The following is a 23,611-nucleotide window of genomic DNA, read 5'->3' on the forward strand; positions in this document are numbered from 1 at the left end:
GATGCAGGCGAAATGGCGAGAGTTCGAGCAACTCAGGCGGCAGCCCTGGAATCCTTCCGTAGCGATTATTCTGTACCGCGACGGCAGCATTGTTAACAAACGCGTCAACGAGTTCGAACGTGTATCGGTGCAGCTCGCCGAGCTTGATAAAACTCTCGCCAAACAATCTCTCAAGGATCACGAGCTCTCCGGTTGATGACGATACCGGGCGAACTTCCGTGGTTGCTTCAACAATCCTTTCATCTTTTGGCGATATTCATTTGTTCCCGACTCCGGAAAAGCTGAGCAGCTACTTTGGCCTCGGCTCAGCCCCATTTCAGCTCAGGAAACGTCGCGCCTGCACAGGTTGCCCAGTCGAAGGTGCGTGCCCGTGATTTGGCAAGTGCACCGTCGCGCTCACGCAGTTCTGCATTGGCCACATAGGTTGCTATCGCGCGGGCCATCGCGTTCACGTCCTCCGGGGGCACCAGCACACCAGTGGAGCCCATGACCTCGGGTATGCCGCCGACGGCCGTCGCTACCGAAGGACATCCTTGCGCACCGGCCTCAACCAACACTAGCCCGAAGCCCTCGATCTTTCCCGGTAGCTCTCGTGCGAACAATGTGTGGCACGCCGCACGGCGGTATAAGCGCTTTAAGTCGTCGTCGGACAGCCTACCGGTAGCGATCACTGGAACACGAGCTCGTGCCGCTTCATCCAATATCTTTGAGGCATAGGCCTGATCTTCGGCCCGTCCAGCCATCACAAAGATCGGATTGTCTAATCCGTATTCATCGCGCGCGCTCGCGATAGCCCGGACAGTTTCCAACTGGCCCTTCCGAGGCTCGATACGTCCCACTGCGCAAATGACGCTTGCAGCTTGTGGTACAGCTGCAAGTTGCGGGTGCTCAAAATTCCCATGGATTGGCTGAAACCACATGGGGTCCACGCCGAGATACGTGACGACACCCTTCCGGGGCATTCCAAAACTTTCGGAAAAGATCCGCAGCGTCGCATGTGAGTTGGCGAAAACGACCTCTGCTCCTTCGTAGGCGCGGCGCACAAACCGAAAAAGGATGGAATCGGCCCTGAATTTGCTGACTTCGCTGCCATGAATCATCGCTCGATACCCTCTGCGATGGAATGGTCGTAGCACAAATGTCACAAGTACACTGCGTATGTCGGCGGCCAACAACAACCTGTCCTTAGGAACGTTGCGCAGAATAGAAAGCGCCCGCAGCGCCCCGAATGGAGAAATTTGATGATGCCGCAGAATGCGATGGGTATCCGGCTCCTGGGGAACGGCAGGAAGGTCAGGATAGGCAGGCGCTATGACGGTCGCAGCGTGGCCACCAGCGCGAACGACGTCGACCAACCGTCCGGCGTATGTTCCGATGCCACCAGGAAATGGATGATATTCGTACGTCATCAGGATGATGCCGCGCGGAGACTGAGATATCATGGGTCAAGAACTCCCAACGCCGCCCGCCTCGCCTTTGGCCGATATGAGGGGATACTGTAGGCGGGCCGAGAGAACAGTCCCGCGATGATCAGCGATGCCATGCTCTGCAATTGCATGCGTTCAACTGATCGGCGAATCGCAGAAAACCGGGCCGCTAGCCGGCCGATCGTGAATTCTGACTGCTCGGCATCCCACCTGTCCGACATGGTTCTCAACCTGGCCCTTCTCCCAGTCGATGCCAGCGTGCAGTCCACCGGCTGGAGGAAGCGACGATGAATCGCTTCGCCGGTCCTTGCCGACGAACACCACATGTTACGTCTCGCGGGAGAGGCCCGGACGGAGTTTTTTCGTCAAAGCCCTCCTTGGGCTATCTGCTCAAGACAAAACAATGCCTGCTCCACAACTAGGCCTGGTAATACTGATGATAACGTTCACTGTAAAATTCGGCACTGCCGAACTTTTGGTACCGCTTGATTCTTTTCATATCGACCTTGTTGAGCAGAACGCCGATGCATTTATCCGCCAGGATCGGGTTGTTGTCGAGGATTTCGCGCACGAATGTACGAGCGGTCACACCCCATTCAACAACCAGAACAAGGCCGTCGAGGTGCTGGACAAAGGACCTCACGTCCGCGACTGGAGCCAACGGGGGCAAATCAACGACGACGTAATTGAACATAGGGCCCACCTTGAGCAGAAAGTCGCCCATTTTCTCGATAGGCTCCACGGTGTTGGCGAGCTTTTGTTGGCTCTGGTTCACGCCGGGCAGGAACCTCAATGGCAATGACTGATGGGCCAGCACGTCTCTCGGATTGAGTTCTCCAGCCAACAAGTTGGCCAGGCCTCGTTCCCAGCCGTTGGCTAACATAGGTGACAATCCAGGATTGTGGATATCAGCATCGATCAACAATGTCTTACAACGCTGCATAGCAAGAACCATCGCTAAATTAGCAGCGACCAGAGACTTCCCTTCTCCCGGGAGGCAAGAAACGATGCCGAGCGCCTTGGTGCTCTTCCTTGGTAACTCGACGTCAACAGCGACTTTCACAGTTCGCATCGCTTCGGCGAATTCCGAGCGCGGATGTTGTTCTACCCAGTTGAAAGCGCTGTTCCCCACCTCGATGAATGACGGCTCTCCGGCAGCGCGATCGTGCTGGTTTCGCCGAATTGGCTTCCCGTCCAGCAAAGGGATCATTCCGAGCGTCTGAAGTCCGAGCTCATCGCGCACTTGAGCCGTCGTGCGGAAAAAGCGCTCACGGTACTCCCGAATTCCGCCCACACCGGCGCCAACCACGCCGCCGAGCACGACGCAGAACGCCAACGTAAGACTGCTGTTCGGAGAACTCGGACTGCCGGGGTATGGTGCCTCCGAGATAGTCCGCGCCTCCGTCAACGCTATCGAAAGGTTCTGCAGGCTCGCTTGGTACTGCTGCAGAATCTGTTCATATTGCGACTTGAGAGAGGACGCCTCAAGTTCGAGCTGGCGCAAGGTAACCAGCGTCTCCTTGGTCAGCGTATTGTCTGTTCGGAACCTGTGGATTGCGAGCTCGGCATCAACCGATCGCTGCCGCACCGTCTCGAGCTCTTCCGCCAGTGCGCTGCGAGCTCGGATAATCGACTCGTCTTTGGCTCCGACTTGGTCAGCGATATAGATTTCTGCATATTTACTGGCTATTTTTTGCGCCATTTCGGGGCTAGGCGACCGAAATTGGACTTGCAGAATGTAAGAATCTCCTACGCGATCTACCGTTATATTCTCAGCCAGAATGCCAAATGCCTGCCATCGAGGATCGGATCCTCGCGCGGCACTCGATTTCACCGGCGCTCCGCTTGCTTCGGAACTGCCGATGAATGGCCAAACCAACCGAGCGACCGATCCTGTGAGACTGTTGAGCAATGAATATGGCGCTGACAAGAAAGAGCGATCGGTAGCAAGACCGAGGCTGTCAACGACCTTTAGCCCGATGCGGTCGGACCGCAACAATTCGACCTGACTCAGCATCATCGGGTCAAGCGGTGCGGAGCTTCCGCTCTCTGTTAACTTCGTCACGACGGATGGCTGGTTCTTGTCGATCAGGATTCTGGCGGTCGACTCGTACAAGGGCACCTCGGCCCAAAGATACGCCAGCCCCAGCACAAGTCCTGCGAGCGCGCATGTAAGGACGAACCTCAACTGCCGTTGCGCTGCCGCCACGAGTGTTTCGAGATCAATCGTTCCCCACTGAGGATCGCCGAATGTGAAGGCAGAATCCGGGTGCTTTTCAACTTCTCGGAGCATACGCCTTCAAACCCGTGCGATGATACTGGCAGCGCATTGGTAGTAACAAGGACCTTACCACATTATCTGACTAAATGTCTGCAAATTCAACATCGACGTCCGCGGAGCCCAGGGCACGCCGCTCGGGGCGGGCATCAGCCCGCTCGTCGCCAAAGGCGCAAACTCCTAACCTCGATGCTATGAACGAAACCTCACGCGGCCCATGCTCCGACTGCCGCAATTTCGCTGCATGTCGTAAGCTCCAATTGAAGGAAGGAATCGAGTCGTATTGCCAAATGGCAAAACATCTGAGCAAGAGATTTCGGGCTCACGTTGAGCCTGTCCTGCGGGAAACAGGAATGGCTCGTCGATCACAGACGCGCGATAACGATCACCGCAAGTGTCCTGCGCGCATCTGGCGCCTCGCGGAAAGCCTCTCCGGTGCCCGAATAAGACAGGCTGCAGTCACATTTTGTTTCGTGGTGTGGGGTGTCATCTTGCTGATCGTCCTGCTCTAGCAGCCAGAGCCTATAAAGGCGGAGAGTGGCCCGCCTTACTTATTAAGTGGCTCGGCAGTTGCTCCGGACTCATCGCGCGATGTGTGAAACTTCGGAGTCACCGATTCCTTGGAGACCGAGCGCCACACTAGCAGCATGACAGCAACAAAGTACCCAATCTGTATCAAGATCCCACAAATTAACGTTTGGACAAATGTGGCCCAGAGGGAGTCGGTGAGCAAATATATACTGATGGCGAATGCCAACAGTACTATAAGAAAGCCTCGCAAAAAAAGCAAAAAGGACATCGCCGTCCCACTCGCATCCGCTGGTGTGACGCGCTTCTTGGCTATCCAGGCCTCAGCGCGTTAACCATCATAACATATCGGAACGGGTCAGAGCGACCAATATATTAGCAGGTGCGAATAAAGACGCCCCAACCTGTTCCCGGACGCTTGCTTCCAGGCGCGACCACTCCCGTTCGGCGGCCTGAAGAGGTTTGCCACGCGGATTGGCCATGCTGCGATCTGGACTAGGCAGAGGCTGAGTCGAGGTGTGTGCGCCCAAGTTGAGCAAAAAGGGGGTGGCTTCGACGTTGGTGTGTCCGCCGCGCAGCTTCCGTGTTTAGCGGAGCGGCGGACATGGCCGCCGCGCCTCAGGCGGACAATGCCGCTCAGGCCACCAGGAAGACGAACGCGACTGCCATCGGCAGCAGGTAGCGCGCGACCGGCTGTTCGCTGGCCGGCGGTGTCGCTTCCGGCCGACGACACGCCGGTGACGTCAGCCGTAGCGTTTGGGCTCCACGACTGCACCAGATCGACGACCAGGAGCGTCGCGAACGATAGCAAAACCATGATCGACGCGATCGCGGTGGCCGCCGGATAGTTGTATACTTCCAGCCGGATGACGATCAGAGTGGCGCGATCTCCGAATATCGTCTGCCTTGTTGCCGTTGTTCAGAGCGTAAATTCGCCTCAAAGGAATGGCGTTGTGAGAAAGGTCTGCGTCGACGTCATGCTTAAACATTGCGGGGTGATCGCGAATGTTGAATAGATCGGTGCGCTGGATGCGGGCAGGCAGCTGCGCTGCGCTCGCATGCGTGTTTTTGTTTTTCGCATACGCGAATCCGTCGAATGGCCTTGCCCTAGCGGAGGAGTACAATGTCGGCGAGTACCGTCTGCAGACTGGCGACGTGATCGGCTTCGCTGTCTTAGGCTATCCCGAGATGCAAAAGCGAGCTGTCATCGACCAAAGCGGTGTAATCGTGTTGCCGGTCCTGGGCCCCCTAACTGTTCTCGGGAAGACAATAGAGGATGTTCGCAAGGAGGTGATTGAGGGTTTAAAACCAAAATCCCTTCCACAACGATCCGCCGACGGCACTGAGACTTGGACTGGGTTTTACCCGGATCAGATTGTAGTTGATATTGAGGAATACAGACCGGTCTATATTGACGGGGACATTGCCTCTCCTGGGACTCAGGCCTTCAGACCAGGCATGACTGTCCGACAGGCTGTGGCGGCTGGCGGCGGCTACCAGCTCGGTCGCGGTGAGCTTCAAAACCCTGAAATGACAGCAGCGGACCTTGGCGGCCGCCTCCACATTCTGCGCATCAAGTACCAGGAAAGCGAAATCAAGGCTGCTCGCATAGAGGCGCAGCTGAGCGGCGCCAGAGCGATTGAGGTTCCGGACACAGAACGTGACCCGAGCCTCGAACCTCGTCGCGACGAAGCTTTGCAGCAGGAGGGGAAGCAACTTGAAGCTGTCTATGCGGATCAGGAGAAAGAGCGCGCTTCGATTAAGTTGGCTACAACCAAGGCGGCGGAGCGAATGGGCTACCTGAAGGAGCAGCAGAAGGCGGATCAAGCGGGCGCAGCCGCAGATGCAGCGGAACTTGATCGCCTCAAGAAGCTCTTCGAAAAAGGTCTGATCCAGATCACGAGGGTCAACGATGCTCAACGCGCAGTGCTCTTGTCAGCGACCCGCGCGTTGCAAACCAACGCTGAGATCGCTCGACTTGAACGCGACCAAGGGGACTTGCAGCGCAGTCTAGATAAGCTTATCGACCAGGGTCGAATTGACCTGTTGGCTGACTTGCAGGCTGAACGCGCGGCGATGACGCAAATGCGCGCTGAGATGGATTCATTGACCAAACAAATCGCCTACGTGATGCAGATGCGCAGCGACCTTGTAGGCGAAGGGGACCGAATTACGATCGGTGTAACCCGCTCCACTGACGGACAGGCAGCGACGACCGAGGTGACTGAAGATACTCTGCTTGCTCCGGGTGACACCATTACAATTACGCTGGAGGTCCCACCAGGAGCGGTCGCGAACTAAACAATTAAATATTGTATAGAGGCAGCGCGTAGTTGCACGTGTCCTATGGAAATGTGGTCCGGGCCAAAGATCGTTCTGGTGGCCGCTCAGAGTCCGGGCAATGACGTGACTGCCGCGTGCGCCGCCAAAGCCTGGCATCAAGCATCTAGCTTCAACAGCTCCGGCTCGGTACGCCCGAACAGGGACGCACTCACCTCTCCAGATAAATCTTGTCATAGAGAGGCCGAGACTCGGCGTTTCGCATCCGTTTCACTCGAACCTTGATCCAGCGAGGGACCAGTCCGCGGCAGCAGACGTCGACCGTGTGAGGCAGACGTGAAATGGCCGTGCGCGGCTCCAGTACAAAGAGCTTCTTCGACAGGTACCAGGCTGCGGAAGGCCGCCCTTGAAGCAAAGCTCTCACGGCAAGCGAATTGATCGTGTCAAGCAGATGGGCATTGAGATCGCTCCCAAATTGCGGATATTTCTCGTGAAACTCGGCTAGGACAATTTGATACGAACGAAACATCTGCATGACATCGCTCGACATGTTGCCGCTCGTCCTACGGTAACCCACAAGATATTGGGGCACGACACGAAACTCGTAATTCTCCGCTATTCTGAGGCACATTAGAAGATCTTCGCAGCCTTGTGCGTTCCTCGCCCTCAGGGAAGGATCAAACTGTCCCGCCCGCTCGAATGCGGAGCGACGTACAAGCATCGAACTTCCGTTACCGACAAAGTTGTTTCTGCACATGAGTTGCAGCACGCGACCATCGGCATCGGGCTGTTTGAGTGAAAATATCCGACCGTCCTCGTCGATCTCCGCAAACCAGCAATATGCTAGGCCAGCTGACGAGCCTCCTTCTTGCAGGACGCGCAGTTGCAGTGCGATTTTGGACGGAGCCCAAAGATCATCCGAGTCCACGAACGCTAGAAACTCCGCATCGGTGGCAGCGGCGCCGCTGTTGCGCGCGTGCGCAACACCCGCGTTTGGCTGCCTGAAAAGCCGTATACGCCGATCTTGCTCGGCATAGGCGGCCACGATTGACGCGGACCGGTCCGTCGACCCATCATCCACTACGATAATGTCCAGCGCCTGGTGGCTCTGCTGGCAGATGCTGGTCAGCGTCGGGAGAATGGTTCTCTCGGCATTGAACATGGGCACCACGACGCCTATCACAGTGGCATTGTGCTGGCTCATTTGCCTTCGTCTTCTCTCACGACGTGGTAAAATGGCACATCAGGCCGGTAGTTCCATCAACTTTCTCTACTTTAGCTGATGGGAGGATTCAACCACGACGGCCGAGCGGCAAGGCAGAGGCCCCCCGGCGAGTTCCACTCAGCACTCCTGGAAGCGATAAAGTAGCGGCCTCCGGACTTTAGCCGGATATTTAGGAACTCCGATTGTGTAGGTGAGTAAGGAACCTCCCAAAACTGCCCGTCGCGGCATTCCCGCTGCCCGAAGCCATGCAGCAGTCGCAGCCTCGCTCGGTGAAACAGGCGTCCACTACTGCAACGACAACGCCCCGGTTGAGATCGCCGGCTGCCCACGCATGCACGCAATGCACCCGTTCATTGTTCGATCACCGCGATCCAGGACATACCCGTTATGGCGACATGGCACGGGATCTCCGGAGCCGCCGCCGATGCCAAGACGCAACGCCAAAATTACCTCCGGTTGGCCGCGGGCACCCGCAACCGGAAACGATAACGGGCGTTGCTGTGACGAACAGGATATAAGCCTATCTGGCAGCAAGCTGGTCGAGGAAAGCCCCACCGTCATGAAGCCAATGAATGAAAAACACCTCGCAGTTCTACGCAGACACATGGTCGAGATGATTGCAATCCATACCGACCTTGCAAGCGAAGAACTCGGCAAGGCGGCGCTCGATGAACGGGTGATGGCAGCGATGCAGCGGGTGCCGCGCCATCTCTTCGTGCCAAGCTCGGTCGCGCCTTATGCCTACCAGGACATGCCACTGCCGATCGGCTTCGACAAAACCGTCTCGCAGCCGTTCATCGTCGCTCTCATGACCGATCTCCTTGCTCTCCAGCCGCACGAGGCGGTGCTCGAGATCGGCACCGGCCTGGGCTACCAAACCGCAATCCTCGCGGAACTCGCCGGGCACGTTTGGAGCGTCGAAATCATCGAGGAATTCGCAAGCCATGCCGAGACTCTCCTGCAGGGCATCGGTCTATCCAATATCAGCATTCGTGTCGGTGACGGGTCTCGCGGCTGGCCCGAGCACGCTCCATTCGATAAGATCCTAGTCACCGTCGCGGCTGGGCGGGCGCCACCGGCTTTGCTTGAGCAGCTCAAGCCGGGGGGCCGCCTGGTTCTGCCTGTGGGCCCTGAACAAGGGCAGTTGCTGACGGTGATCGACAAGGATTCGGTAGGGCAACTGAAGACTCGCAAACTCATCCCGGTTCGGTTCAGCCGGCTCGAAACGGTCTAATGAGGGTGGCGGACATCTGGCCCACAGGGTTCAGCAACTTCGCTATGGCCAGAGATGACGCAGGCCGAGGGAGGATTGTTTTTAACCGACTGTGCCCGCGACAGCGCCTCGCGTTTTCCGCCGCCCAAAACCAGTATGGGATTTCGCGTCTCACGGCTTCTTCGCGTCCGCTCGTTTGAGCATGGCAAATGCGCGATTGATCCGTTGCAGAGCTGTGGCGTTTGCCAGCAGTGCGTAAAGCGCGAACCCGCCCGTGAGAAACCAAGGCGAAGCGGCGCCCATGGCGATCGCCAATCCATCGGCGACTAACAGCACGCAAATGAACACCAGACGTTCCATCCGTTCGAAGAAATCCGGCCACGCCTGGTTTTCTATGGGGATTTCGATCGCCGTCCGCGCCTTGGCGTAGCTGGTGAGGATTCCGCCGGCGAATGCGATCATTGCGATCGCCCACAGATCGGCGACCCAGCCTATTGCCGCAAACACGGCAAGTTCCTGATAACGGTCGGCCATGGCGTCGAAATAGCCACCGGCCTTGGTGCTCATATGTCTCCGACGGGCGACCGCACCGTCCAGCGCGTCGAAGGTGAAGGCCAACGCGAGGCAAAGGCCAAAGGCAAGGCTTGACTGGTGGTACACATAGGCGGCGCACGACAGGGCGACGAGCACCAGACCGCCGGCTGTAACCTGGTTCGGGGTCATGCCGATCCCGATCAGCGGAGAAGCGGCGTGCTCCCATAGCGGGTCGATACGACGTTTCATGAGACCGGCGATCATGATGACTTTGCTCCTCTTATAATGTCGTTCCGCGAAGCTTAACCGGCAAATTGTGGGTTCGTTCCAGCCCGTCGGCGCCGACCGAGGTGGTCAGCGCGGCGGAGACCGGATCAGGCCCGGCTCAACCAGCAGCGTTTCTTTGGCGAATGCGGCCAATGGATTAAGGTAGCCAGAGAACTGTCCAGCTGTCGGCGAAACGGAAAATTTCGGTTGCTGCTATAACCGTCCGATGTTGTTCCGAAGTTTCTGCAATGCCCGTCGTGTCTGCCGCCGCACATCGACTGGCAGTCTAGCGGCAGTATCCCGAAAGATGTGACTATAATGCCTATTTACAATTCACGGGGAAGCCGTCCGAAACTCCATGCGTAAATTTCTGCCTAAGTTTGCTTGCCTACTCGCGACCTCTGCCGGCGCAGGATTCTCTCCGTTATGGCCGGGCACGGCCGGCGCGGGCGTCGGAGTGGCTCTTGCCGCGGTCCTGATACCTGCATCGCCTTGGCTGATCGTGCTCGCGTATATGGCCTTATTCGCCGTGGGAGTATGGGCGTCGTCGCATGTCGTCTCCCATACCGGGACGGAGGATCCGCAGATCGTCGTCATTGACGAGACCTTCGGCACCGCCGCAACACTTTCCATGCTGCCGCTCGACCCGGTCTGGTGGGCAGCAGGTTTCCTTGCCTTCCGGTTTTTCGATGTCGTCAAGCCTTGGCCCATCGGCGTCGTGCATCAGAAGGTAAGGGGTGGACTCGGCATCATGCTGGACGACGCGGCTGCGGCTGTCTTTGCCGGCGCGTTGCTGCTTTTGCTGAACGATTTGATTCAACGTTTGCCGTAAGGGGGACATCTTAGTCTTCACCTGCCACTGTCGAGCTTATTGCGGCCCACCGGGAAAAACAGACCTCTCGCCACCAAAATCTGCCGGAGCAGCGCTAGACCGCAGCGTCGCGCGGCCGTGCCAAATCGTTCGTTCCCTCCGGATCCGGCGCTTGGCCATAGCTCATCTTCTTCATCTGCTCGATCACCCGCGCCATCTCCTCGTCGGAAAGGACGGGCGGCTCACCAAGTGTAAGCGCCTGGACATACATGCGCGAAAGGGTTTCGACCTCGTTCGCCAGCCACAACGCCGCTTCCATGGTCTTGCCGAGCGAAATTTGGCCGTGCTGGCCAAGCAGGCAGGCGAAGCGATCCTTGAGTGCAACCAAGGCATTGTCGGACAAGGCCTGCGTGCCAAAGGTTGCGTATTCCGCGCAGCGGATCGTCGTACCGCCAGCCACTCCTGTCATATAGTGGAAGCTCGGGATCGTCTTGTGATGGCAGGCCAGCGTCGTGGCGTAGAGCGAGTGGCAATGCAGCACGACGTTGATCTCCTGCCGCTCCCTCAAAATGTCACGGTGGAAGCGCCACTCCGAGGAGGGCCGTCGGCCGACATAGGTGCCGTCAAAGCCCATCTCGACGATGTCTTCGGGCGTCATCGTTTCGTAGGGCAGCGACGAGGGCGTGATCAGGAAACCGTCGCTGCAGCGCACCGACAGGTTGCCGGCATTGCCCTGGTTGATACCGCTGGAGTTCATCCGGCGGCAAACATCCACCATCTCGCGGCGCAGCGCGCTGTCATCGGTCATCGATTGTCCCTTTTGCTGGTGTTGCCCTGTTGCAAGTTGTTTCGCTTCGCCAGTTCGCGCCACCGCTGTGCATAGGCTGCGAGCGCGTTACGGTCGCCGGCAAAGGCGGGCGGCCGGCTGAGTGCGATGGGAGCCGGCGTGTCACGAGTTTCATGTTCGCCAAGTAACGCCGCACCCGAAGCGGTGCCATAGGAGTCGAGGTTGTAGACCGTTTCGGCGTTTGGCCGCAGCGCGGCAACAAACGTGGCGTAGAGCGGATCCCTCAGGAAGGTGCCATCCAATGCAACCAACCCGTCTTCGTTCAGCGCATCGATACATTCGGTCGTCAGCAGCGCGGCATAGAGCACGGCGAGCGCTTTGCGCTCAGCAGGGGTTTCTGCAGGCGGCCCTTCAAACCGGCCGCGCCCAGCGCTGCCGGGAAACAGGCCGTCATCGTCGCCGAACGACGGCAATGCGAAGGTGCCGCGCTCAATCAACAAGCTGACCAGCGCAGCGTCGGCCGCAGTTTCTTCTTGCCCCTGTCCTGCTACATGACTGAACTCTCGTCCGCCCATGGTCAAAACGCCGCCGACCGGGCCTCCCGTCACGTCGCTGTTCAGCACCATTCCGCGGTTTTCATCGAGGTGGTCGAGAGGTGTCGCCGCGCACATTCCGACAATCCAGGTTCCGGTAGAGATCACGCAGGCGTCGCGCATGCCTGCCGCCTGGTAGCGGTAGAGGTTCAGGCTGCTGTCGTGGCCGCCAGTCAGGACAGACAGCTTTTCCGGTATGTCGTGCCGGCGCGCCAGATCGTGCCGGATTGGCCCCAACGTCTCCCAGGCCGGATGGAATGGTGGCATGAGGCGCTGCCACCCCTGCCCCGCGACAATGGGCGACCACTGCTTGCGCACATTGTTCCATAGATGCGATTGCGCCGAGAGGATCGTCGTTTCGGCCGATGGCACGCCTGACAGCCGCCAGGCCCAATATTGCGGCAAGCCCAGATACCAGCGAGCCTGAGCGACGCGCTCCGGATCAACCTGCTGCATCCAGTACAGCTGGCGCGCCTGGTGGGCGGCCTTTAGCATGATCGCGCTGCCGCGATCGAAGAAATCGCCCGAAAGCGGCGCGTAGCCATCGCGAATTGCGGGCGGCAGATCCTGCTCGTAGTCAATCATCGGCAGGGCGGACGTCTCGTCGGGATCTGCGTTCACCAGAACTCCCGCGGAGCCATGTCCGGTGCCGACCACCTTTTCCAGCGGATGATGACGGCACAAACTGGCAAGCGAGCCGAACAGCCAGTCGCTAATGCCCTTGAGATCGTGCTGCCGCCAAGGTGGACCGGGCCGCACTTCGTTGTGGACAGAGAGGCTCTCTACGAGCACGCCGTCGAGCGTCATCGCGGTGAGCTTAATATTGGTCTTCCCGACATCGAAGACGGCGATCCTGGCGCCGTCCGCCTTCTGCCCATCACCCATCGTGTCAGATCAAACCGTATTGGCGAGCCTTGTTGCGCAGGAACGGCAAGCCATTGCCCATCACCTCGGCCTCATCCTTCGCGACCGGGCGCCAGACCGAGAGACCGTAGGAGACTTCCGGCGGCATGTTGATGAAGCTTTCCATGGCAAGTCCGCCCTTGAAACCGATCGCCGCCAGCGTTGCGTAAATCTCGTCCCAGGGGCAGTTGCCAGTGCCTGGTGTGCCGCGATCGCTCTCGGACAAGTGGATGTACTTCAGGTGATCGCGGGCGGCCAGAATGCCATTGGCTGCCCCCTTCTCCTCGATGTTCATATGATAGGTGTCGAGATGAACAAAGATGTTGTCGGCCCCGATTTTCTCGACCATCCAGACGGCCTGCGCGCCGGTGTTGATCAAATGGTTCTCGTAGCGGTTCACGGCCTCGATTCCGAGTTCGATGCCGCGCTTCTTGGCGTGCTTTGCGGCGACGGTCAGCACATGCGCGATGTTGTCGTATTCCTTTTCGGTCGGTGGCACGCCGGTGCGTTCGCCGATACCGCCGAAAATCACGCCGGAAAGCGCCAGCGCGCCCATTTCCGCCGTCTTGTCGATGGCCTTTTCGAGATGTTTGATGGCGGCATCCGGCCGAACCGAGGCCCAGGCGCGCTCCGGCAGGCCGAGCGAGCAAACGGCAGGAAGATTGTGCTTTTCGAGCAAGGCGCGTGTATGCGCGGCATCGACCGCCGGCGCGTTCAGAAGCGCGATCTCGATAAAGTCCATCCCGTATTTGACCGAAGCCGCGATCGCCTTCTCCGCGCCGGCCCGGTCCCAGTTCATCGTCCACATCGAGGTGTGGACCCCAAAACCATGCATCTAACTCATCCTCTCTTTGTGTTTAGGAATTTGAGGCGCCCGGCAAGCCAGCGCAGGATCATCACCGTGATCATCAAAATCCCCCAGACTGCCGTCGCAAGATGCTGGTTCGCGCCCATCAGATTGAGTCCCGAGGACAGAAGCTGGAGCACGACCAGCGCAACGAAGACCGGGATCACTCGACCGAAGCCGCCGAACGGATTGACGCCGCCCAGAAAACAGGCAAGCACGGTGATCAGCAGGTAAGACTCGCCGTGGCCGACACGCACCGAATTGAAGCGCGCCAGCATGATGATGCCGGCAACCGCGCACATCGCTCCGGACAATGTGTAGACGAGAACCTGCACCTTGCGCGTATTGATACCGGAATAGCGCGTGGCCTCGATATTGGAGCCGATCATGTAGGTGTTGAAGCCTAGCTTCATGCGCGTCAGCAAGACCTGCCAGATCAGCACGCAAGCGATGAAGATGAGCAACGGTACCGGGATGCCAAAGATCGAACCGTAGCCGATCGCCGCGAAGAAGCCGGGAATGCCGGACACGTCGCCGCCGCGCGTCAGGAATTCGCCGAGACCGCGCAGGAAGATCATCATCGACAGCGAGACCAGGATCGGGTGAGCCTTGGTGTAGGCGATGACGAGCCCCATGATCAGCCCACTCAGTGCTCCGACCGCGATGGCAAGGATCGAGCCAAGGACAAAGGCGCCGATGCCTGCGTCGACGCCTCCCTGGCTTTGCAGTACCCAAGCCAGCGTCAGGCCGGCCATGTTGGCCGTGAAGGTGATGGCCAGGTTCAAGCCGCCGGTCAGGATCGGCAGCAGCATGGCAAGCGTGAGGAGGCCGAGTTCCGGCAGCTGGAAGGCGACCGATCCAAAGGTGGCACGGGAAAAGAAGTTCGGCGCGGCAAAGCCGAACACGACCATAACCGCTACGAACGCGGCGAGCGGACCTGCTAGTTCGGGGCCGAGCGCGTTGCGGGCGCGATCAATCAAAACCGTCATGAAGGCACCCGCCGGCTTTTCAGGAACGGCAGCAGGCGTTCGATGCTGGTGTTCGACAGGGTGATGGCGGCAAGAATAATGGCGCCGACGATCATCTTGAACGCGAAAGGCGATACACCCATCAAATTGAGTCCGTTTTGGGTGATCGAGACCAACAGAACGCCCAGAATGCAGCCGAGCACGCTGCCTTTGCCGCCGCCGAGCCGCGCACCGCCAAGGACCACGGCTGCCAGGACGTCGAGTTCGCGACCATAAAGGGCGTTCGGCACCACTTCCTGCGCGTAATGCGCTTGCACGAGACCGGCGATGCCCGCCATCAGGCCCAGCCAGCCGAATGCAATAAACTGCATGGCACCAATATTGATGCCGAAGCGGCGCGCCCCCTCCGGATTGTCGCCAAATGCGTAGAGCTGGCGCCCGGTGGTGGTGCGCGTGATCAACGCCCAGGTAGCGACCACGCAGATAGCCATAATGAGCACAGGTAGGGTGATTTCCGCCCAGCTGCCGTCAGCCATCTCTCGCTCGAACAGCACGACACGGTTGGTGAGCCAGTCCGGAAGATTGTAGATCGACACGCCGCCTGTGAAGAACATCAGCAAGCCGAAGAAAATGTTGAAAGTCGAGATCGTGGCGACGATCGAAATGATTCTGAACCCGTGGATCAGGAAGGCGTTGATGCAGCCCAACGCGACGCCCAATGCGCCAGCGATGATGACGCCGATAATCCAATTGCCGCCGCCGACCCAGCCGAGGACGGTCGCCGTCAGATATTGCACAACGGAGGCAGCAACCGCGAAGGAAATGTCAATGCCGCCGGCGACCAGCACGACGAGCAGGCCGACGGCGAAAATGATGTTGACCGAGCTGGTGTTCAGAAGGTCAAACGCGTTGCCGAGGGTGAAGAACCGGTCTGTCGCGAACGAAAGGAAGACGCAGATGACTGCGATAACGGCCAGCAAAGCCAGTTCCGTTGCGTGGGAGCGGACAAACCTACGCATAGACCGCCTCCTCGATCGCCTGGAGGGTCGTAGCGCCCGGTGCATATTCGCCGACAATGCGCCCCTGAGCCATGTGCAGCACACGGTCCGCGTTGAAATAGACTTCAGGCACCTCGTCCGAGATCAGGATAATGGCCAGGCCGCTGTCTGCGAGCTTGGAAACGATGTCGAAAATGCCGGCGCGCGCGCCGACATCGACGCCGACTGTCGGTGCGTCGAGGATAAGCAGCTTCGGATCGGTCGCCAGCCATTTTGCAATGGCGACACGTTGCTGATTTCCCCCCGACAGGGTCGAGATCGCGTCGTCCTGCTTTCCGATCCTGACGCCGAGATCCCTTATCCAGCGATTGACCAGAGATCGCTTGCGATCGCTCGAAATGAAACCGCTCGAAAGGATCTTGTCCAGCGAGGCGATGACCATGTTGTCGGCGATTGCCTGGGGCTGAATGAGGCCGAGCGACAGCCGGTCTTCCGAAAGATAGGCGACGCCGGCAGCGATCGCGTCACGGTTGGAACCGAAGCGAACGGGTTTGCCATCCAGGACGACAGAGCCCGATTTCGGCTTGCGCATGCCAAACAATGTCAGCGCCAGCTCGGTGCGCCCTGCCCCGAGCAACCCGGTGATGCCGAGCGTCTCGCCGCGCCGGACCGCCAAGGACACATCCTGGATTTCGCCGGGCCGCGACAGTCCCTCGACCTCAAGCATGACCGGGCTCTTGCTCAAATCCCGATGCAGGACGGAATAGTCGAAGGTCTTGCCCGTCATCAGCTCGGTGATGCGCGATTGGGTCAGGCCCTTGGTTGGATAGACGCCTACCAGCGCGCCGTCGCGCAGCACGGTGACGCGGCTGGAGATTTCAAGAACCTCCGCCAAGCGATGACTGACGAACACAACGGCGACGCCCGACGCCGACAGATTGCGCACAATGTCCAGCAGATAGTCGGTTTCGGATTGGGTGAGCGACGCCGTCGGCTCGTCCATGAAGACGAGCTTCGCCTCGCCGACGAGGGCGCGCGCGATTGCTACGATCTGCCGCTGTGCGATGGGAAAATGGTGGAGTGCTAAATCGACATCGAGGGTAACACCAAGACGTTGCAGGGCGTTGGTCGCGACACGGCGCATTTCGGCATAGTTCACCAGCCGCGGCCAGCGGCCGATGACAGTCTGGAACGCGATGTTCTCGGCGACAGTCATCTCGGGAAACAGGGCGAGGTCTTGCCAGATAACCTGAATCCCGCCGGCCTGCGCCGTAACCGGCGACATATTGGAGTAGCTCTGGCCATCATAGTCGATCACGGCGCCCGCCTCGGGCTTGTACACGCCCGTAATGACCTTGATCAGCGTGCTCTTGCCGGAGCCGTTCTCGCCGGCGAGGCAATGCACCTCGCCCGGCAGCACCTCAAAGCTGACATTCTTCAGCGCCTTCACGCCGCCGAACGTCATGTTCGTGTTGCGGAGCGACAGCAACGGCCGTGATGTGGCGCCATCGAGTGCCTGATCAGCCATCGAGTTGAAACCCTGGATTCAATCCCGTTTGCAGTCCTGCAGCCGGGCCGGCTCGAGGCCAGCCCGGCTGCCATAGCCTTGGGAGGCTTTACAGGCCCATCGCCGCGAGATCGTCGACAGTATCCTTGTTGATGGGGACCAGCTGATCGACGATGATGTTACGGTTTTCGAAGTCGGGCTTGACTGTCCCTAGCCCTTCGATCGTATCGCCGTCCTTGATCTCGTTGCCCTTCATGAGATGGTCGGCCAGCGTGACGAAAACCTCGCCCGCCTGCTTCGGATTCCACATGAAGCCGCCGGAGATCGCGTCGTTCTTGATGAGCTTCTGGCCCTGGCCTGGCGAGAATGGGCCGAGCACGAATATTTCCCCCACCTTCCGCCGCTCTTCGATTGCGCGGCCAGCGCCGATCGGGCCTTGGCTGCCGAAGGCCAGGAAGCCCTTCAAGCCGGGATTCGCGGAAATCAGGTCAAGTGCAGTGCTGCGGCTTTTGTCCACATCCTCGGCGACACCATAACGTTCGCCGACAAGCTTCATGTCGGGATAGTTCTTCTTCAGATACTCGATTGCCGCATCGGCCCAGGCATTGTGCAGCGGCACCGTCAGCGAGCCGACGAACACTGCATACTCACCCTTGCCGCCCATCTTCTCCGCCAGGAGCTTGGCATGAGCTTCGCCGAAGCCGGTCGCGGACGCGAGTTCGAAATCCCAGTCGGCGCCCTTCTGGCCAGGCGATTCATGCGTGATGACGATGATGCCGGCGTCCTTGGCCTTCTGCAGCACCGGTTCAAGCACTTTGGCATCGTTCGGCACCACACCGATGACCTTGACCCCCTGTGCGATCAGATCCTCGATGGCGCGAACTTGCAGTGCCGGATCGGCGCTGGTTGGGCCAACCATGAACGCGTCGACGCCGAGCTTCTGGCCGCGCTCCTTGATACCCGCCTCCATTGCGTTGAACCACGGAATGCCGCCGATCTTTACGACGACGCCGACCTTGCCGGCCTGCTGTGCCATCGCAGCGAACGATCCGCCAAGCAAAAGGGTCGCGGCAAGCGCCGCGATCATGAGCTTTTTCATCTGTACTCCTCCCATAACGTTCCTAGTGGGAACACACTCGAGCCGTCGAACGACGGCGGCCGTTAGAAACCTCCCCGAAATAACGGGCACTCCCCATCGATTATCCACCGGTTTCCGCTTGCACAATCGATGGTGCAGAAACTATTATGCATGGAGAAGCTCTCGTCAAGCCGGATATTTGCTCTAAAAGACGCGCGGGAGGGCCAGATGGATCAGCGGGTCAAGAAAAAGGCGACGATCTATGACCTGTCCGTGCTATCGGGCAGTTCGCCGTCGACCGTGAGTGCCGTCCTGAACGGCACTTGGCGCAAGCGCCGCATCAAGGAAAGTACGGCGCAAACAATTCTCGGCCTCGCCGAACTCCACCAATACACCACCAATCTGCAGGCGCGAGGCTTGCGACGCTCGCGATCGGGCCTGGTCGGCCTGATGCTGCCCGTCCACGACAATCGCTACTTCTCCTCCATGGCGCAGACGTTTGAGGGGCATGTGCGCAGCCGCGGCCAATGCCCGGTCGTGGTTAGCGCCAGCCGCGACCCGGAAGAGGAACGGCGGACCGCGGAGACGCTGATCTCCTATTCAATCGACCAGCTCTTCATCGTCGGCGCCACCGATCCGGACGGCGTGCACGAGGTCTGCGAACCGGCGGGGCTGAGGCATATCAACATCGACCTGCCGGGAGCGAAGGCGCATTCGGTGATCAGCGACAATTATGAGGGCGCACGGATGCTGACGGAAGCAATCATCCGCCGCTTCGGCAACGACGATCCTCTGCGGCCGGACGAGCTGTTTCTGTTTGGCGGCCGCAACGACCATGCCAGCCGCGAACGCATCGCCGCTTTCCATGCGACCAAGAAGGCACTGCTGGGCGCCGACCCTGAAGACGGTGTGCAGTCCTCCGGGTATTCGCCCGATATAACTTTGTGTGCCTTCGAGGCGTTTTACCAACGCCATGGCAAGCTGCCGCGCGCGCTGTTCGTCAATTCGTCGATCAATATGGAAGGTCTGCTGCGTTTCATGGCGGGCCGGCCGGCGGAGATGTTTAGTGAGCTCGTCGTCGGTTGCTACGACTACGATCCGTTCGGCTCCTTCCTGCCCTTCCCGGTAATCATGGTGCGGCAGAACATTGAGGCGATGATTACGAAGGCGTTCGAGCTGATCGATAACGCGACGACGACGCCACAGACCTTCCTGATTGCGCCAGAGTTGATCCAGCCTCGGTCTGCGCTCAAAGGGCCGCTCGACACTCTGAAGGATATAGCGTGAGTGCGAAATGGCGCGACAGGGTGACCCTGCACGCCCTGAGATTTCAATGGTTTATCATGCCGATCGGCATTGAGACCGGTGCCGAACCGCCGCAGAACCTCTTCTCCGAAAGTGCCGCCGGCCGCCTTCTCCTTGGCTGCTTCGCTCACAAGTGATCCCATATTGGAGCCACGGTCGCCATCTCCCGTGCAAACCTATCACGAAAGTGTCGCCGTCTTCACTGTGAGCCCAATACGGGACACGTGGGCGCAGGCCAAAGACCAACAGCAGCGAGCATTAGAAGCGATAACGGATTCCAAGAGTGTTCGCATTAGAACCCTCGTTCATATCGCCAATTGTACCATCGGCGCCGGATCTATGGTGGAGTTGGTAGACAAGTTCGACATTGGGAGCTTGCCTGACTCTGAACGAAAGCTCCGCACCAACGAAGCCGAGGAATGATGCATCGCCATCGTAGCGGATTTCGCGATCGCGCTCGATCTCGGTAGGGCCTGTAACGGCACTGAATCCAGCGGTCAGTGCGGGCGCAATCGCCAAATCACCAATGACAAGGCCCTGGTGGCGAAGTCGCGCTCCGGCCCAAAGTTCGCCAGACGTATCGTCGTCCTGGCCAAATCTTATGGCCGCGCCGGTGACGCCACCAAGAACGAAACCAGCGCCTATATCGACGAGATCGCGACCGTATGCAGCTCCGATTATATAGTTGTCCGTGTAGTGGGCACCAAAAACATTGATCGTGTCCCCGAAGGCCCCGCTCGCAAACACGCCACCAAAGACATAAACATCATTCTTGGTCGGCAGACCGTCTGTGAAAGGGTCTTGGGTCGCAAAATAAATAAAGGGAGAATTGTCATCGGCGAGTCCAGAACTGACTGAAGTGCTCAAGATCACCGCAGCCAGGGCCACTTGCAGTGCGTGCATAGACAAGCTCCGAATCAATCCATGCCATCGTTCGCAATTGCGCAGGGAAAAACAAGGTATGAATTTGTTTGTCGCCAGAATACTTGATACGGGTCATTCCTAAGCTCGAAATCTTCTTTAGGCCCTGCCAAGCGGCTCGCAAAGACAACGGCCTCAGCAGCCCGATGGTGCGCGCCGGGTGATCGTCGCCATAGTTGTCACCGGGTTGCTAAGGGCGGCGCTTAGAGACAAGGCGGACCACTATTTTCGGCCATACCGCTTACTGGCCGGTTGCGTTGCAGTGGTGGCCGGACGTGGTTGCGCAAAAAACCCCGCGCGACGCGGGGTTTCAGTGATGCGGCCAAGAACTTACTTTCAGTAGGGCGAATTGCACTGCTGACGGCGGCCGTAGTTAGGCTGGAACGTGTTGTCCGAAGCGCGATAGCTTCGGTACCGGTCGTAGCACCACTGTACATGGGAATCGCCGTGATCAACCCGGTTCTGGTTGTTGTTGATGATCGCCCCGCTGATCACCGCGCCCGCAGCGAAGGCTGCCAGCGGGAACCAGTAGTCGCCATGGCGCCGATACCCCCGACGGTACTCACGATAGCCGCGATGGCCGTTCCAGTGTGAGCCATCGTGGCGCGAAAATTTCCGGTTGCGGTTGGAGTTATGACGCTTCGCCCACGGCTTGTGGTCGACCGCCTGCACATCTGTCGAAACAGAAGTTGCCTGCGGCAAGAATATTTGAGCTGCATTGGCTGACCCCGCTGCCGCCACGAACGAAACTGTCAATGTGGCTGCGAGTAAACCCGAAAATATCTTGTTCATGATTCTCCTCTGAAGGGGTGGTGGATGTCCCTTCTCGATTTTTAAAACGATTTAATCACAGTATGGTTCCGTCCGCGCGCAAGATTGTGTCGTCATCAAGCAGCTTTGATTGACGCAGCTTGTTACCGCGCTTGCCTTGGTAATCAGTGCTATCCCTTCCAATCGCCTGAAAGAGGCGGGCAAAATATCGACAAAGCCGGGTTACCGGCACCATTGCCCAGGCTGTTCGAATCACGCACTGGGTGCTAGGGCTTGAGCATGCATGGGGAATCTTCGACCACGCGACGCGGTGTTGCTGGCTTGTTTTTCTACGTGCCAGTGAGGGACAATGGCCGGCACTCCTTTGATCAGTATTCTGATCACTTTCCTTGTAATCGTTTTGGTGCTGTATCTTGTTAACCGGCTGCCGCTTGACGGTCGTACTCGTCAGATTGCTCAGATTATCGTGATCATTATCGGCATCATTTCACTGCTGAAGTACCTCGCGGTGTTTTAAGCCACCACGAACGCGATAGGCCGCGGCTGTCGCGGAATACAGCGCGAACGGCATGCAGAAGATTGATTTCTCGTCGCCGAGCGGGCAAGCGACGCCTCAGGCTCGTTATCGCCTTTCTGGATTTTTGGGCCTGCGGGCGCATCCGCAACCCGATCGGGGCCACACGTCGGTGCGCGCCGACGTGCTGCGGCGCGCAGCGACGACTGCGTTCGCGTGATGGCCTGCACCTCGCATCGTCCCGGGCGTTTGGATCTTCCGGGCGGCCAAAGAGCGATTGAAGACGGTAAATCCCGGGAACGTTTTCGCGCCGGCGCGGGTTGTCGATGGAGATGCATCGAAACTCATGGGACGCCGGTGAATGTCCATTCTTTCGGGAAAACCGGGAAGCTGTTGGGTTGCGGCAGCCACCGCTACGAACTATCCCCCGCTCGAGGGCTCGATCCATGCGGAGACCGTTGTCGTAGGCGCTGGGATTGTCGGGCTCACCACGGCGCTTCGCCTTTGCGAGGCTGGTCGGTCGGTGATCGTCGTCGAAGGCCTGCGGACAGGCGGCCAGGTGACCGGCCGCTCGACGGCCAAGATCACGACGCAGCACGCGTTGGTCTACAACCATCTCATCGGCACCTTCGGCCGGGACCTGGCGCGAGCTTATGCCGATGCGAATTCCGCCGGCGCTGTCCAAATCCGGGAATGGGTTCGCAACTATGCCATCCCCTGCGATCTCGAGAACAAGGACGCCTATACCTACACCTGCGACGCAAGCCGGCGCGCGGAGATCGTAGCCGAGGCAGAGGCCGCGCGCCAAGTCGAGCTGAACGCCGATATTCTCGAGCGCGCGCCGCTGCCTTTCGAAACGGCCGCCGCTCTGCGTTTTTCAGACCAGGCGCAGTTCAATCCGGCGATGTATCTGGTTGGCCTGGCTCGAGCGGTGACGGCCCGTGGCGGACGGATTTTCGAAAACAGCCGCGCGATCTCGATCGGCGAGGCAAGCCGCTGGCGCGTCGTCACCGATAGCGGCACCGTCCACGCCGAGCATGTGGTCGTCGCCACCAACATGACGGTGAAGAGCCCCGTCGGTATGGCGAACCGGACCCAGCCGCGCTGCCACACTGCCATGGCGTTCCGGATCGATGACCCTCTTGCTGTCGACGGCATGTTCATCGGCATCGACGATCCAACGCATTCCATCCGCACCGGCCGCGATGCCGAAGGCCCGCTGCTGGTCGCGCTCGGCCCCAAATTCGACACGGGCCAGGACGGCGACGTGGCGAAACGGTTCGTCGAGCTGGAACAATGGGCAAGAATGAGCCTTCCGGTTGGGGACGTTGCGTGGCGCTGGTGTAACGAGGACTATGATACGGCCGATAGAGTTCCATATGCCGGCGAACCCGATCCGGACAAAGCCTCCGGTTTTCATATTGCCACGGGATTCAACGCCTGGGGCATCACCAATGGAACGGCCGCAGGGACGATGATCGCGGATTTGATCTGCGCTCGGCCGAGCCCATGGCAAAAGCTCTATGATCCGGCGCGGTCTTATCCCGAGGACTTTCATAGGAATGGCCGCAGCCAATCGATTGTCTCAAGCATCGACGACATTGCGCCCGGCATGGGCGGTGTGATCGTCAGGGGTGACGAAAAGATCGCGGCGTGGAGGGACACTGAAGGAGTACTCCACCCCGTTTCGGCGACCTGCACCCACAAGGGCTGCACCGTGACCTGGAACAACGCGGACAACACCTGGGATTGTCCTTGTCATGGCTCGATTTTCGCCGCCGACGGCACGGTTATCCACGGCCCGGCTCGAAAACCTCTTGCCCCGGCCGCGCTGTAAAAAGGGCGGCGACCGATAC

The 23,611-nt window shown here is 59.1% G+C and carries 22 protein-coding genes and 1 pseudogene; 8 read left to right on the top strand and 15 right to left on the bottom strand.

Translation table 11 applies throughout. The annotated features are described in order from the left end of the window. The first annotated feature begins 1 nt into the window (after position 1). Positions 2 to 196, top strand: a complete 195-nt coding sequence (locus CIT31_RS18830) for a hypothetical protein (RefSeq protein ID WP_095519822.1) — start codon at positions 2 to 4, stop codon at positions 194 to 196. 109 nt (positions 197 to 305) lie between these two features. On the opposite strand, the gene CIT31_RS18835 is transcribed toward CIT31_RS18830, so the two are convergent. The 4 genes and pseudogenes from CIT31_RS18835 to CIT31_RS35240 form a co-directional block, all read right to left on the bottom strand. Continuing rightward, the gene (locus CIT31_RS18835) at positions 306 to 1,442 is read right to left on the bottom strand and encodes a glycosyltransferase family 4 protein (protein ID WP_095519823.1); all 1,137 of its coding nucleotides are present in this window, start codon (positions 1,440 to 1,442) and stop codon (positions 306 to 308) included. A 403-nt stretch (positions 1,443 to 1,845) separates the two neighbouring features. After that, positions 1,846 to 3,720 (bottom strand): Wzz/FepE/Etk N-terminal domain-containing protein, encoded by a 1,875-nt coding sequence (locus CIT31_RS18840; protein WP_095519824.1) that lies wholly within the window; start codon positions 3,718 to 3,720, stop codon positions 1,846 to 1,848. A gap of 532 nt (positions 3,721 to 4,252) precedes the next feature. Continuing rightward, entirely contained in the window at positions 4,253 to 4,504 is a 252-nt protein-coding gene (locus tag CIT31_RS18845; RefSeq protein WP_095519825.1) for an exopolysaccharide production repressor protein, read from the bottom strand. Positions 4,505 to 4,976: 472 nt separating this feature from the next. Next, positions 4,977 to 5,127, bottom strand: a pseudogene (locus CIT31_RS35240) (molybdate ABC transporter permease subunit); the annotation flags it as partial. Between the two features lie 111 nt (positions 5,128 to 5,238). Here CIT31_RS35240 and CIT31_RS18855 point away from each other — a divergent pair. Continuing rightward, positions 5,239 to 6,534 (top strand): polysaccharide biosynthesis/export family protein, encoded by a 1,296-nt coding sequence (locus CIT31_RS18855; RefSeq protein ID WP_095519826.1) that lies wholly within the window; start codon positions 5,239 to 5,241, stop codon positions 6,532 to 6,534. Positions 6,535 to 6,724: 190 nt separating this feature from the next. Here CIT31_RS18855 and CIT31_RS18860 read toward each other — a convergent pair whose 3' ends face one another. Continuing rightward, entirely contained in the window at positions 6,725 to 7,717 is a 993-nt protein-coding gene (locus CIT31_RS18860) for a glycosyltransferase family 2 protein (protein WP_095519827.1), read from the bottom strand. A gap of 580 nt (positions 7,718 to 8,297) precedes the next feature. On the opposite strand from CIT31_RS18860, the gene CIT31_RS18865 reads away from it, so the two are divergent. Further along, positions 8,298 to 8,972 (top strand): protein-L-isoaspartate(D-aspartate) O-methyltransferase, encoded by a 675-nt coding sequence (locus tag CIT31_RS18865; protein WP_095519828.1) that lies wholly within the window; start codon positions 8,298 to 8,300, stop codon positions 8,970 to 8,972. Positions 8,973 to 9,122: 150 nt separating this feature from the next. Here CIT31_RS18865 and CIT31_RS18870 read toward each other — a convergent pair whose 3' ends face one another. Then, positions 9,123 to 9,749 carry a CDP-alcohol phosphatidyltransferase family protein gene (locus CIT31_RS18870; protein ID WP_095519829.1) on the bottom strand — a complete coding sequence of 209 codons (627 nt, stop codon included), beginning with the start codon at positions 9,747 to 9,749 and terminating at the stop codon, positions 9,123 to 9,125. 361 nt (positions 9,750 to 10,110) lie between these two features. On the opposite strand from CIT31_RS18870, the gene CIT31_RS18875 reads away from it, so the two are divergent. Continuing rightward, entirely contained in the window at positions 10,111 to 10,584 is a 474-nt protein-coding gene (locus CIT31_RS18875) for a phosphatidylglycerophosphatase A family protein (protein WP_095519830.1), read from the top strand. Between the two features lie 94 nt (positions 10,585 to 10,678). Here CIT31_RS18875 and CIT31_RS18880 read toward each other — a convergent pair whose 3' ends face one another. The 7 genes from CIT31_RS18880 to CIT31_RS18910 all read right to left on the bottom strand — a co-directional run bounded on the left by CIT31_RS18880 (position 10,679) and on the right by CIT31_RS18910 (position 18,265). Further along, entirely contained in the window at positions 10,679 to 11,371 is a 693-nt protein-coding gene (locus CIT31_RS18880) for a class II aldolase/adducin family protein (RefSeq protein WP_029356038.1), read from the bottom strand. Then, the gene (locus CIT31_RS18885) at positions 11,368 to 12,828 is read right to left on the bottom strand and encodes an FGGY family carbohydrate kinase (RefSeq protein ID WP_095519831.1); all 1,461 of its coding nucleotides are present in this window, start codon (positions 12,826 to 12,828) and stop codon (positions 11,368 to 11,370) included. The genes CIT31_RS18880 and CIT31_RS18885 overlap by 4 nt, the downstream gene beginning before the upstream one ends. 4 nt (positions 12,829 to 12,832) lie before the next feature. Beyond that, the gene (locus tag CIT31_RS18890; protein ID WP_095519832.1) at positions 12,833 to 13,681 is read right to left on the bottom strand and encodes a sugar phosphate isomerase/epimerase family protein; all 849 of its coding nucleotides are present in this window, start codon (positions 13,679 to 13,681) and stop codon (positions 12,833 to 12,835) included. A gap of 5 nt (positions 13,682 to 13,686) precedes the next feature. Next, positions 13,687 to 14,682 (bottom strand): ABC transporter permease, encoded by a 996-nt coding sequence (locus CIT31_RS18895; protein ID WP_095519833.1) that lies wholly within the window; start codon positions 14,680 to 14,682, stop codon positions 13,687 to 13,689. Beyond that, positions 14,679 to 15,680, bottom strand: coding sequence for an ABC transporter permease (locus CIT31_RS18900; RefSeq protein WP_095519834.1), 1,002 nt, complete (start codon positions 15,678 to 15,680; stop codon positions 14,679 to 14,681). Before CIT31_RS18900 ends, CIT31_RS18895 begins: the two co-directional genes overlap by 4 nt. Next, positions 15,673 to 17,187: a sugar ABC transporter ATP-binding protein gene (locus CIT31_RS18905; protein ID WP_095519835.1), complete on the bottom strand. Its 1,515-nt coding sequence runs from the start codon at positions 17,185 to 17,187 to the stop codon at positions 15,673 to 15,675. Before CIT31_RS18905 ends, CIT31_RS18900 begins: the two co-directional genes overlap by 8 nt. Before the next feature lie 88 nt (positions 17,188 to 17,275). Then, the gene (locus tag CIT31_RS18910) at positions 17,276 to 18,265 is read right to left on the bottom strand and encodes an autoinducer 2 ABC transporter substrate-binding protein (RefSeq protein WP_095519836.1); all 990 of its coding nucleotides are present in this window, start codon (positions 18,263 to 18,265) and stop codon (positions 17,276 to 17,278) included. Positions 18,266 to 18,472: 207 nt separating this feature from the next. On the opposite strand from CIT31_RS18910, the gene CIT31_RS18915 reads away from it, so the two are divergent. Next, positions 18,473 to 19,531 (top strand): LacI family DNA-binding transcriptional regulator, encoded by a 1,059-nt coding sequence (locus CIT31_RS18915; RefSeq protein WP_095519837.1) that lies wholly within the window; start codon positions 18,473 to 18,475, stop codon positions 19,529 to 19,531. 276 nt (positions 19,532 to 19,807) lie between these two features. On the opposite strand, the gene CIT31_RS18920 is transcribed toward CIT31_RS18915, so the two are convergent. Continuing rightward, complete coding sequence (locus CIT31_RS18920) at positions 19,808 to 20,452, bottom strand: hypothetical protein (RefSeq protein WP_095519838.1); 645 nt, start codon at positions 20,450 to 20,452, stop codon at positions 19,808 to 19,810. Between the two features lie 354 nt (positions 20,453 to 20,806). Beyond that, positions 20,807 to 21,262 carry a BA14K family protein gene (locus tag CIT31_RS18925; RefSeq protein WP_095519839.1) on the bottom strand — a complete coding sequence of 152 codons (456 nt, stop codon included), beginning with the start codon at positions 21,260 to 21,262 and terminating at the stop codon, positions 20,807 to 20,809. A 328-nt stretch (positions 21,263 to 21,590) separates the two neighbouring features. Here CIT31_RS18925 and CIT31_RS18930 point away from each other — a divergent pair, with 328 nt between their 5' ends. The 3 genes from CIT31_RS18930 to CIT31_RS18935 all read left to right on the top strand — a co-directional run bounded on the left by CIT31_RS18930 (position 21,591) and on the right by CIT31_RS18935 (position 23,592). Then, positions 21,591 to 21,758 carry a Thivi_2564 family membrane protein gene (locus tag CIT31_RS18930; protein ID WP_095519840.1) on the top strand — a complete coding sequence of 56 codons (168 nt, stop codon included), beginning with the start codon at positions 21,591 to 21,593 and terminating at the stop codon, positions 21,756 to 21,758. 52 nt (positions 21,759 to 21,810) lie between these two features. Further along, positions 21,811 to 21,975 (top strand): hypothetical protein, encoded by a 165-nt coding sequence (locus tag CIT31_RS34310; RefSeq protein WP_165778498.1) that lies wholly within the window; start codon positions 21,811 to 21,813, stop codon positions 21,973 to 21,975. Positions 21,976 to 22,116: 141 nt separating this feature from the next. Continuing rightward, positions 22,117 to 23,592 carry an FAD-dependent oxidoreductase gene (locus CIT31_RS18935; RefSeq protein WP_095519841.1) on the top strand — a complete coding sequence of 492 codons (1,476 nt, stop codon included), beginning with the start codon at positions 22,117 to 22,119 and terminating at the stop codon, positions 23,590 to 23,592. Positions 23,593 to 23,611: the final 19 nt, after the last annotated feature.

The organism is Mesorhizobium wenxiniae (assembly GCF_002284535.1).
Classification (GTDB): domain Bacteria; phylum Pseudomonadota; class Alphaproteobacteria; order Rhizobiales; family Rhizobiaceae; genus Mesorhizobium; species Mesorhizobium wenxiniae.

Excerpts from the sequence above, each read along its gene's own strand:
- CIT31_RS18935 (WP_095519841.1), top strand. The coding sequence starts at position 22,117 with ATGTCCATTCTTTCGGGAAAACCGGGAAGCTGTTGGGTTGCGGCAGCC.
- CIT31_RS18895 (WP_095519833.1), bottom strand. The coding sequence starts at position 14,682 with ATGACGGTTTTGATTGATCGCGCCCGCAACGCGCTCGGCCCCGAACTA.
- CIT31_RS18870 (WP_095519829.1), bottom strand. The coding sequence starts at position 9,749 with ATGATCGCCGGTCTCATGAAACGTCGTATCGACCCGCTATGGGAGCAC.
- CIT31_RS18930 (WP_095519840.1), top strand. The coding sequence starts at position 21,591 with ATGGCCGGCACTCCTTTGATCAGTATTCTGATCACTTTCCTTGTAATC.
- CIT31_RS18845 (WP_095519825.1), bottom strand. The coding sequence starts at position 4,504 with ATGTCCTTTTTGCTTTTTTTGCGAGGCTTTCTTATAGTACTGTTGGCA.
- CIT31_RS18840 (WP_095519824.1), bottom strand. The coding sequence starts at position 3,720 with ATGCTCCGAGAAGTTGAAAAGCACCCGGATTCTGCCTTCACATTCGGC.
- CIT31_RS18865 (WP_095519828.1), top strand. The coding sequence starts at position 8,298 with ATGAAGCCAATGAATGAAAAACACCTCGCAGTTCTACGCAGACACATG.
- CIT31_RS18910 (WP_095519836.1), bottom strand. The coding sequence starts at position 18,265 with ATGAAAAAGCTCATGATCGCGGCGCTTGCCGCGACCCTTTTGCTTGGC.
- CIT31_RS18890 (WP_095519832.1), bottom strand. The coding sequence starts at position 13,681 with ATGCATGGTTTTGGGGTCCACACCTCGATGTGGACGATGAACTGGGAC.
- CIT31_RS18920 (WP_095519838.1), bottom strand. The coding sequence starts at position 20,452 with ATGCACGCACTGCAAGTGGCCCTGGCTGCGGTGATCTTGAGCACTTCA.
- CIT31_RS18860 (WP_095519827.1), bottom strand. The coding sequence starts at position 7,717 with ATGAGCCAGCACAATGCCACTGTGATAGGCGTCGTGGTGCCCATGTTC.
- CIT31_RS18855 (WP_095519826.1), top strand. The coding sequence starts at position 5,239 with ATGTTGAATAGATCGGTGCGCTGGATGCGGGCAGGCAGCTGCGCTGCG.
- CIT31_RS18880 (WP_029356038.1), bottom strand. The coding sequence starts at position 11,371 with ATGACCGATGACAGCGCGCTGCGCCGCGAGATGGTGGATGTTTGCCGC.
- CIT31_RS18885 (WP_095519831.1), bottom strand. The coding sequence starts at position 12,828 with ATGGGTGATGGGCAGAAGGCGGACGGCGCCAGGATCGCCGTCTTCGAT.
- CIT31_RS18915 (WP_095519837.1), top strand. The coding sequence starts at position 18,473 with ATGGATCAGCGGGTCAAGAAAAAGGCGACGATCTATGACCTGTCCGTG.
- CIT31_RS18875 (WP_095519830.1), top strand. The coding sequence starts at position 10,111 with ATGCGTAAATTTCTGCCTAAGTTTGCTTGCCTACTCGCGACCTCTGCC.
- CIT31_RS18830 (WP_095519822.1), top strand. The coding sequence starts at position 2 with ATGCAGGCGAAATGGCGAGAGTTCGAGCAACTCAGGCGGCAGCCCTGG.
- CIT31_RS18925 (WP_095519839.1), bottom strand. The coding sequence starts at position 21,262 with ATGAACAAGATATTTTCGGGTTTACTCGCAGCCACATTGACAGTTTCG.
- CIT31_RS18835 (WP_095519823.1), bottom strand. The coding sequence starts at position 1,442 with ATGATATCTCAGTCTCCGCGCGGCATCATCCTGATGACGTACGAATAT.
- CIT31_RS18900 (WP_095519834.1), bottom strand. The coding sequence starts at position 15,680 with ATGCGTAGGTTTGTCCGCTCCCACGCAACGGAACTGGCTTTGCTGGCC.
- CIT31_RS34310 (WP_165778498.1), top strand. The coding sequence starts at position 21,811 with ATGCAGAAGATTGATTTCTCGTCGCCGAGCGGGCAAGCGACGCCTCAG.
- CIT31_RS18905 (WP_095519835.1), bottom strand. The coding sequence starts at position 17,187 with ATGGCTGATCAGGCACTCGATGGCGCCACATCACGGCCGTTGCTGTCG.